The sequence below is a fragment of the Allosalinactinospora lopnorensis genome (assembly GCF_000981225.1).
GTDB classification, from domain to species: Bacteria; Actinomycetota; Actinomycetes; order Streptosporangiales; family Streptosporangiaceae; genus Allosalinactinospora; species Allosalinactinospora lopnorensis.
Genome location: NZ_LAJC01000119.1, coordinates 1 through 8651, shown reverse-complemented (window position 1 = coordinate 8651; position 8651 = coordinate 1). Strand labels below are relative to the sequence as shown.

Genomic DNA, 8651 nt, shown 5'->3' with positions numbered 1-8651 from the left:
AGTGAACCGTCCCGGGTTTATGCGCACCTCCTTCCTTGGAAGGTTGTGTCTCATGCCGAGCAAGTACGCCCCGGAGACCCGGGTCAAGACCGTCCACCTGGGGGCCGACCACCGCGGAGCTCAGGCCTAGCCTGCCCGCGGGCGCATGACGAGGACGAAGGAGAACCGGCATGGCCACGACGCTCACCAACGGCGAGCAGCTCATCGAGGTCAACGGCGTCGAGCTGGGCGTTGAGACCTACGGGAACCGAGCGGGCCCGGCGATCGTGCTCGTTGCCGGGGCGGCCGCTCGATGCTGTGGTGGGATGCCGAGCTTTGCGAACGAATCGCGGCGGGCACTCGATATGTCATCCGCTATGACCATCGGGACACCGGACGGTCGACCAGCTACCCGCCGGGACAGCCGGCGTACTCGTTCACCGATCTGACCCTGGACATGCTCGGCATCCAAGACGCCCTAGGCATCGAGCGGGCACACCTGGTCTGCCAGTCCATGTTCGGTGGGATCGGCCTCATCGCCGGTGTGGACCATCCCGATCGGGTCGCGTCGCTGACGTTCGTCTCCAGCTCCACGGGCGCGGCTGGGCTTCCGCCACCGTCGGACGAGCTCGCCAAGGGACTGCCGGCCGAGCCCGACCCGACCGACGCGGCGTCGGTCGTGGAGTACGTGGTCGGCTCGACCAGGTCTTACGCCGGTGGCTCGCCGTACTTCGATGAGACCGCCATTCGGGCGTTGGTCGAACGTGACCTGGCACGCGCCGGGAACTACGCGTCCACGCTCGTCAACCACTACGCCATCGAGTTCGATCGGCCGGCCCGAGGCGGCTTCGGCGACATCGCGGCGCCGACGCTCGTGGTCCACGGCGATCATGACCCGCTGCTGCCGCTGCCGCACGGCAAGGGCTTGCGCGACGCGATCCCCGGAGCGGAGCTGCTGGTATTGGAGGGAGTCGGACACGATCTGCCGAGACCGGTGTGGGACGACTTCGTGTCGGCCCTGATCCGGCACACGGGACGGGGCCGCCCATGAGCCGGCTACGGTCAGCACTCTGGCTGCCGCTCTTCGAGGAACTCGCCGACCCGAAAGTGGTCACGCGACTGGCCGCCGCCTGGTCCGGCGAGCCGGTGCACCACCGCGGAGAGCACTACACCGTCGACGACATCGAGTTCCTGCCCCGACCGGTCCAGGAGCCCGGTGCGCCGGTGTGGGCCGCCGGATTCCCCGGCAATGTCAAGCCGATCCGTCGCGCCGCTCGGCTCAACGGTTTCTTCCCGGCCGATCTCGAGCACCCGGATCAACTCGCCGAGGTCGTCGCCACCATCACCGACCTCCGAATGGGCAAGACCGGCGCGTACGACATCGCCATCGGCCTGCCCTTCGACGCCGATCCCCTGCCTTACGCCGCAGTGGGTGCGACCTGGTGGCTGCCGGAGTTCCCGCCCGGCGTTCCGCTCGACACGATGCGCGGCGTACTCCGCGACGGCCCAGCGAGTCCGGGCGGCGATTGACTTGTTCGACTACGACGCCGAGCTGAGCCGCTACAACGCGCGGCTGCGAACGGCCGCTGACGTCAGAACCGGCGATCGCGTGCTCGATATCGGCTGCGGCACCGGGCAGACCACGCGGGAGGCGGGCAGATCCGCGCGCACGGGAAGCGCACTCGGCGTTGATCTGTCCGGACCGATGGTGGACCGCGCCCGCCGGCTGAGCGAAAAGGAGGGAATCCGCAACGTCAGCTTCGAGCGAGCCGATGCCCAGATCCACCCCTTCGCGCGGGAGCGTTTCTCCCTGGGGATCAGCCGATTCGGCACGATGTTCTTCCCCGACCCGGTCGCGGCGTTCGCCAACATCGGATCGGCGTTACGGCCGGGGGCGCGGCTGGTGCAGCTGGTGTGGCAGGCCGACGACCGTCAGGAGTGGTTCAGCGCGATCCGACAGGCGCTGGCCGATGGACGGAGGATGCCGGCTGGGCTCGGTGATGACGCCTTCTCGCTGGCGGATCCGGTCGTCGCGGCCGGCGTGCTGACCGCTGCCGGCTTCATCGCGATCGAGATCACCGAGGTACGCGAGCCGATCTACTACGGCCCGGACGCGGCCGGCGCCCGCGACGCCCTATCCGATCTGCGGATGGCCAAGGATCTGGTGGCCGACCTGGACGCGGCAGCGACCGCGCGTGCTCTCGATCGGTTGCTGGCCATGCTCGACGCCCATGACACCGGCGAGGGAGTGTGGCTCGACTCCGGTGCCTGGCTGGTCACCGCGCGTCGGCGTTGACCTCGGCCCGTCACGGGGGCGCCGGGGGTGGCCCAGGATCCACGCTGGTCGCCAGCCCGGCGATGGCCAGCGACGAGGGGGCGATGCCGGCCTCGACCAGCACGCCGAGGTGGCGCCGGGCAAAACATCGACCGATTGAACTCAGAGGCCGCCTTCGCCCGGCCGTGCGGAGCCGCCCCGGCCCCGGTGTCCTCGGGCAAGGCCCATCGGATGCGGCTGCACCGCGGCGGCGACCGCCAAGCCGACCGCGCCCTGCACATGATTGCTGTGTGCCGACTGCGTTACCACCGACAAACCATCGCTTATATGCAACGACGGCGAGCTGACGGCTTGTCCAAGAAAGACGTCCTTCGCTGCCTCAAACAGCTTCATCGCCCGCGAAGTCTTCAACGACCTCAGAACCGACCTCGGACTCACTTGACCTCTATAGGACCGTCCCGGCACAGGACACCCAGCCGGGCCAAGGCGTGCTGGGAAGCGTTGGCGGCCCACCGGCCGATCGCGCTCAGCGGGCGGGCTCCGCACAGCAGCGCATAAGCAGGAGAGGACGATGGCCGAGCCGATGGCGGCGTCCTCGGCGGTCACGGGGATCGCGAGCGGCCCCGAGCTCGGTCCACAGCGCGGGCAGGGTGGAGGCGAGCATGGCAGACTGAGAGCGCAACGGAGTCCTTTGGAAGCCAGAGATGTGAGATTCCCTGTTCTTCTAGCGGGCTCCGTTGCTGCGTGTAAGGGCTTCCCCACGACCGCTACGCACCTGTGACCAGCGCCGGCATCAACCCACCCCCGACTTTGGAACACCCCTGGAATTCACCCGGTCACGTGTCGGGCGCTAATAGTTGACAGAACCTGGGGCGCCTACGTTCCCGAGGGCGAAGAACCTCGCTTGAGTTGGTCGGCGAAGGAGCGCGAATCCTGTGTGCACGCCGCTCCGATTGGAGGCTGTCCTGCAAGAGGTTCTGGGCCGACTCGTGGACCCGGTTCATGGTCATGAGAGGCGTCGGTGGCGACGCGGAAGTGGCGGTGGCCGCGGCATGGGCAGGCGCTGAGATGGTGCGCGACATGTTCACGGGGTCACTGAAGCGCTTCGAGAAGTCGCCCGGAGACTTCGCCACGGATGCCGATCTGAAGACTGAACGGGCCATTCTCGATGTTCTCCGCACCGCCCACCCGGATCACGCGGGGGACGAGGGGCTCTGGTGGATGCGCGTGAACGTGGTGCGCTGCGCTCCAGGCGCACGCACCGCCTGGCACGCCGAGGCCCGCGGCGGCATCAGGTCCGGTCGGTGGCCGCCGGTGTCTCGTCGTCAGTCAGCTCCTGGGTGGCGGCCCAACTGGCGAGCATTTTGAGGCCGTCGGCGGTGGGGCTGTCCGAGGGCGCGGTGTAGACGTTGAGGGTCAGGCCCGGCTCGGAGGGGAGCTCCATCGACTCGAAGCTCAGGTCGAGCTGGCCCACGACGGGGTGGCGCAGCCGTTTGCCGCCGCTGCGGTGGAACTGGACGTCGTGGGAGGCCCAGCGCTGCCGGAAGATCTCGCTTTGCGTCGACAGCTCGCCGACCAGCTCGATCAGGGCCGGGTCGTGCGGGTTGCGGCCCGCCTCCAGGCGGAGCATCGCGGCGGCGTCGTTGGCGATCCGTTCCCAGTCGACGAAGAACTCGCGCGCCGCCGGGTCGAGGTAGACGAACCGCGTCGTGTTCGCGGGCCGGCGGGGGTCGGCGAGAACGGGGGTGTAGAGGGCGCGGGCGAGGCGGTTCATGGCCACGATGTCGTGGCGGCCGTTGCGCACCCATGCGGGCGCGTCGGTGATGGCGTCGAGCACCTGCTGGATGGCCGGACGCACGCTGGTCGGCGGCGCAGGGTGCCGACGGCGGTCTCCGCCCGCGGCCCGGGCGAGAACAAACAGGTGGTCGCGCTCGGCCTCGTCCAGTTGCAGCGCGCGGCCCAGCGCGTCCAGGACGCTGTCAGAGGCGCCGGAGAGGTTTCCGCGCTCCATCCGGACGTAGTAGTCGATGGAGACGCCGGCGAGCATCGCGACCTCTTCGCGGCGCAGCCCCTTGACGCGCCGGTTGCCGCCGTAGGCGGGCAGCCCGGCCTGATCCGGTGTGATGCGCGCCCGCCGCGAGCTGAGGAACTCGCGGACCTCGGCACGGTGGTCGACCTGGCTCATGGCTCCAGGTTAAGCAGCCGGCCGGGCGTGAGGGAGGGAACGCCAGTACCCCGAACGCCAGGCACTCCCTGTGCCCGTGCGGGCCCGGTTGACTGGACACCATGCGAGCTACCTACATGTACGGGGCCGGCGACGTCCGTGTCGCCGACGTCCCCGATCCGGCCATCCAACTGCCCACCGACGCCCTGGTCCGCGTGGTCCGGGCCTGCGTGTGCGGCAGCGACCTGCACCCGTTCCACTCCCTGCCGGCCACTCCGGAGGGGACCCCGATGGGCCACGAGTTCGTCGGCGTGGTCGAGGAGATCGGGATCGAGGTGGCGACCCTGGCCCCCGGCGACCTGGTGATCGCGCCGTTCGCCTGGTCCGACGGGACCTGCGAATTCTGCCGCGAAGGGCTGCAGACATCCTGCCTGCACGGCGGTTTCTGGGCGGCGAACGGGATCGGCGGGGCCCAAGCCGAGGCGGTGCGGGTCCCCTTCGCCGACGGCACCCTGGTCAAGGCCCCGGTCACCGAGGACTCCGCGCTGCTTCCCTCGCTGCTGACCCTGTCCGACGTCTACGGCACCGGCTACCACGCCGCTCTCAAGGGCGGTGTGGCAACAGGCAGCATGGTCACCGTCATCGGCGACGGCGCGGTCGGCCTGCTGGCCGTGCTCGCGGCCCGGCAGCTCGGAGCCGAGCGGATCGTGCTGATGGGTCGCCACAAGGAGCGCACCGACCTGGGCCGCGAGTTCGGCGCCACCGACGTCGTCGCCGAGCGCGGCGAGAAGGGCATGGCCGAGGTACGCGCGCTCACCGGCGGACACGGGAGCCCGATCGCGATCGAGGCGGTCGGCCACATGCCGGCGTACGAGCAGGCGGTCGGGGTCGTGCGTCCCGGCGGCGTGATCAGCCGTGTCGGGGTACCGCAGTACGAGAAGGCACCGATCGGGTTCGGCAGCCTGTTCGGGCCCAATGTCACCCTCACCGGAGGTCCTGCGCCGGCCCGCGCCTACATCGAGACGCTGATGCCCGCCATCCTCGACGGCACCGTCGAGCCGGGCCGGGTCTTCGACCGGACGGTCGCGCTCGAGGACACCCCTGAGGGCTACCGGGCCATGGACGAGCGGAGGGCGCTCAAGGTGCTCGTCCGGCCCTGACGCGGGCCCGTCCCGCCTGGCCGGCGGGGAGGTCGGCGGGCCCTGCGCACGCCGGGCCATGGCGAGTGGCGGTACCCGTGCTCCGATGGGGTCATCGCCGGCTTTCCACCTGACCGATCGCGCGCTGGCCGCCGAGCAGGTGGGCGCCATGGTTACTCGAATGGTGCAGCTCGCGCCGCGACCGCACGACTACGATGAGCAATGGCCAAGGCCGCTGCTCGACGCCTGGACCTCGGTCGCCGCCGGAATGCCGCCGACGATGGCAGAACGGCGGCTCTGGCCGCACTACGCCTACCGGGTGCATGCCTACCTGCGCGAACACCACCGCAGCCTGCCCGAGCGCGCCTCTGGGCTCTCGGCCGCGATGGGAACCTTCCTCAACCACCTGACACGCCGGAGTTGCCCCATGACGACCACCTTCCTCACCGCAGTCGGCCTGGAGCCCTTCCCCACCATCTGCGAGGGTGATGACCTGGCCGCGGTGATCGCCCGGACCCTCACCGACCGCGACGCGGCACTGCGCGAGGGCGACATCGTCGTCATCGCCTCCAGGGCCGTCTCCGTCGCCGAGAAGCGCCGCGTCGACCTGGCCACCATCGTCCCCGGCGCGCAAGCGCGCCGGATCGCCGAGACAACCGGCAAGCCCGCCACTCTCGTCCAGCTCATCCTGGACGAGTCCACCGAGCACCACCTGGCCACCGAGCGCGGCCCCATCATCGCCCGCCACAGGCTCGGCTACCAGCTCGCCTCCGCCGGCATCGATCACGAGGGCACCGCCGCCCGGCTGCTTCCCGCCGACCCCGACGCCTCGGCCCGCCGCATCCGCGACGACCTCGCAACGGCCACCGGCATCCGCCCCGCCGTGGTCATCGCCGACTCCGAAGGCCGTCCCGACCGGCGCGGCGCCACCATCCTCGCCATCGGCGCCGCCGGCATCCGCCCGCTGCGCACCACCACCCACACCGCCCCTGAGGGAACGACCAAACACCAGGAGGAAACCCTCACCGACCTGGTCGCCGCCTGCGGCGGCATCATCCTCGGCCAGCGCGGCCGGGGCGTGCCCGTGGCCATCATCCGCGGCGTGGCCTACGAACCCGGTGACGACGGCGTCCAGTCCATCCTGCACCGCTAGCTGTGTCCGGCCATCACGCTCCCTTCCAGCTACGGGGACGCGCGACCTAAGCGGCGGCGCCGCCCCGACGGCGGCCCCTGGGTGCGGTCCCCGCCGGTTCCCGGCTCCACGCCACCGCCGACCGCCGGTGGAGACGGGTCAGGCCTTGGCGACGCCGGTGTTCTGAATGGCGGACACCCACCACTGGCCGTTCTTCTTGACCAGCACCCACGTACCGACGTTGGTGCGCTCGTCCACGGGAGTGGCCACCGGCTGCCGGACGAAGGCGACGGCCACATCAGGCGCCGGGAAGGTGATGCGGTCGATCTCGTACCACGTACGGATACCGTCGGCGTGGTTCTCCAGGCGTTCCTTGTGGTAGGCGTGGCTCTCCTCCCAGCCGTGGAAGCGGCGGCCGTTGACGGCGGTGAACACGATGTCAGCGGTGAAGCGGCCATCGAACCCGGCCGCGCCCTGTTCGGCGAAGGCGGCTTCGAGCTCGGCGAAGACTTCCTTGATCCGGCGCACATCCGCGTCGTCGTCCGGGATGTCCTGTGTGGAGGGGCGGTCGGTCATGCTCTGCTCCTTGGAGACGGCAGGGGAACCAGAGGAAGCCTAGGTGTACTCGGCCGGCCGCGATACACCCGCCCCGGCGCGTCTGCCAGTGCGAGGTCAGGGTCAGCCCAGTGATCGGATGAGATCCTGGGCGGTCTGCTCGATGCGGTCGCGGTGTTCGAGCCGGGCCAGCCAGGACTCCGGGATACCTGCCGCGCCGTTGCGGGCCCCGGCCAGTGCCCCGGCCATGGTGGCGATGGTGTCGGTGTCCCCGCCGGCGCGGATCGCGAAGCGGGTGACCTGGACGATGTCGTCGGGGGCGTGCAGGAAGGCGGCCAGCGCCGCCGGGACCGCGGCCAAGGCGGTGACATCATTGCCGAGCTCGTCGGCGACCTGCTGCGGGGTGTAGCCGTTGCGGACCAGGGCGCCCAGCCGGGTGAGTTGGGCACGGAACTCCGGCTCGATGGCGTAGGGGCCACGGTCGCGAGCAGGTGGTGGCCGTCGAGGGGCTGCGCGCGTGGGGAGCGGTGGGCGTAGGCCACCGCGCAGGCCTGGATCGCGGCTGCGTCCAGTGCGTGCTCGTGGGCGTGGGTGAGCGCGGCGCTGCGCCGGGCCAGCGCGCTCACCCTGTTCATCGGCAGGGGCAGCAGCCCGACTGGGGCCACGCGCATCGCGCCGCCGTTGCCGTAGGAGCCCGTCCCGCCGAAAGCGCTGCCCGCGGCCTCCTGCCAGGAAACGCCGTTGAGGATGGACTGCAGGACGCACACCGCCCCCGCGCCGTAGCCGCGCCGGGGATCGGCCTCCCAGGTCCGGGCGAAGGCCCAGGCGAGACCGTCCTCGTAGATGTCCCACTCGGGCTGGTTCGTGGCCGTGGCGAGGTGATCGGCGAGGGCGAGCATGAGCGCGGTGTCGTCGGTGTAGCCCAGCACGGCCTCCTGCTGTTCCCAGGCGGCCACGGCGTCGCCGGGAACGAAAAAGACCCCCTCGAACGGGGCGCTAAGCGCGTCCCCGCAGGCGGCCGCGAGCAGGCAGCCGCGAATCCGCTCGTGCTCCTCCACGGCGATGGACTCCGGGTCGTTGACGGGTCGGTTCGCGGGGTCAGTGCTCATCTGCCGGCGCCTCTTTCGTTCCTGGTGTTCCTTCCAAAAACCCTACCCTCACGTAAGTAGAGGTTTTCCGTGGGATCTCTGTTTCTCTTACCGATCACCGGTGGCCGCGCTTACACATGAGAGTTCGGCCGAGAGCGCCGCGAGTGCGAGGACGGGCTGCCGGTAGGCCTCCTTGATGCCGCAGCCCAGCCCCGTCAGGAGCACGGAAACGCGACGGCTTCCACCGCACCGGGCGCCCTCAGCGCCTCCAAGGTGACACCCGCAGCTCACGGCGGTCATTTCGGGCGCCGTGAACCGT

The 8651-nt window shown here is 70.4% G+C and carries 10 protein-coding genes and 1 pseudogene; 6 read left to right on the top strand and 5 right to left on the bottom strand.

Annotated features, from left to right (window positions below):
* Positions 1–292: 292 nt before the first annotated feature.
* The 4 genes from VS93_RS25140 to VS93_RS28720 are packed head-to-tail and all read left to right on the top strand — an operon-like array spanning position 293 to position 2812.
* Positions 293–1030 carry an alpha/beta fold hydrolase gene (locus tag VS93_RS25140; RefSeq protein WP_236700728.1) on the top strand — a complete coding sequence of 246 codons (738 nt, stop codon included), beginning with the start codon at positions 293–295 and terminating at the stop codon, positions 1028–1030.
* Positions 1027–1509 (top strand): LLM class flavin-dependent oxidoreductase, encoded by a 483-nt coding sequence (locus tag VS93_RS32200; RefSeq protein ID WP_082127193.1) that lies wholly within the window; start codon positions 1027–1029, stop codon positions 1507–1509. The genes VS93_RS25140 and VS93_RS32200 overlap by 4 nt, the downstream gene beginning before the upstream one ends.
* Before the next feature lies 1 nt (position 1510).
* Positions 1511–2275, top strand: a complete 765-nt coding sequence (locus VS93_RS25130) for a class I SAM-dependent methyltransferase (RefSeq protein ID WP_046472331.1) — start codon at positions 1511–1513, stop codon at positions 2273–2275.
* Positions 2276–2302: 27 nt separating this feature from the next.
* The gene (locus VS93_RS28720) at positions 2303–2812 is read left to right on the top strand and encodes an IS110 family transposase (protein ID WP_236700727.1); all 510 of its coding nucleotides are present in this window, start codon (positions 2303–2305) and stop codon (positions 2810–2812) included.
* A gap of 733 nt (positions 2813–3545) precedes the next feature.
* Here VS93_RS28720 and VS93_RS25125 read toward each other — a convergent pair.
* Positions 3546–4439: a helix-turn-helix transcriptional regulator gene (locus VS93_RS25125; protein ID WP_046472330.1), complete on the bottom strand. Its 894-nt coding sequence runs from the start codon at positions 4437–4439 to the stop codon at positions 3546–3548.
* Positions 4440–4540: 101 nt separating this feature from the next.
* Between VS93_RS25125 and VS93_RS25120 the strand changes: the two genes are divergently transcribed.
* The gene (locus VS93_RS25120) at positions 4541–5578 is read left to right on the top strand and encodes a zinc-binding dehydrogenase (protein ID WP_046472329.1); all 1038 of its coding nucleotides are present in this window, start codon (positions 4541–4543) and stop codon (positions 5576–5578) included.
* Positions 5579–5663: 85 nt separating this feature from the next.
* Positions 5664–6710: a coenzyme F420-0:L-glutamate ligase gene (locus VS93_RS25115; protein WP_201776754.1), complete on the top strand. Its 1047-nt coding sequence runs from the start codon at positions 5664–5666 to the stop codon at positions 6708–6710.
* A gap of 138 nt (positions 6711–6848) precedes the next feature.
* Here VS93_RS25115 and VS93_RS25110 read toward each other — a convergent pair whose 3' ends face one another.
* From VS93_RS25110 to VS93_RS32195, 4 genes and pseudogenes are all read right to left on the bottom strand, one after another.
* Positions 6849–7265, bottom strand: coding sequence for an SgcJ/EcaC family oxidoreductase (locus VS93_RS25110; protein WP_046472328.1), 417 nt, complete (start codon positions 7263–7265; stop codon positions 6849–6851).
* A 102-nt stretch (positions 7266–7367) separates the two neighbouring features.
* Positions 7368–7667: an ADP-ribosylglycohydrolase family protein gene (locus VS93_RS32690; protein WP_269082890.1), complete on the bottom strand. Its 300-nt coding sequence runs from the start codon at positions 7665–7667 to the stop codon at positions 7368–7370.
* Positions 7668–7771: 104 nt separating this feature from the next.
* Positions 7772–8353 (bottom strand): annotated as a pseudogene (locus VS93_RS32685) (ADP-ribosylglycohydrolase family protein); the annotation flags it as partial.
* An 87-nt stretch (positions 8354–8440) separates the two neighbouring features.
* Positions 8441–8651: hypothetical protein (locus VS93_RS32195; RefSeq protein ID WP_236700726.1), on the bottom strand; the 211-nt coding region annotated here is incomplete at its 5' end.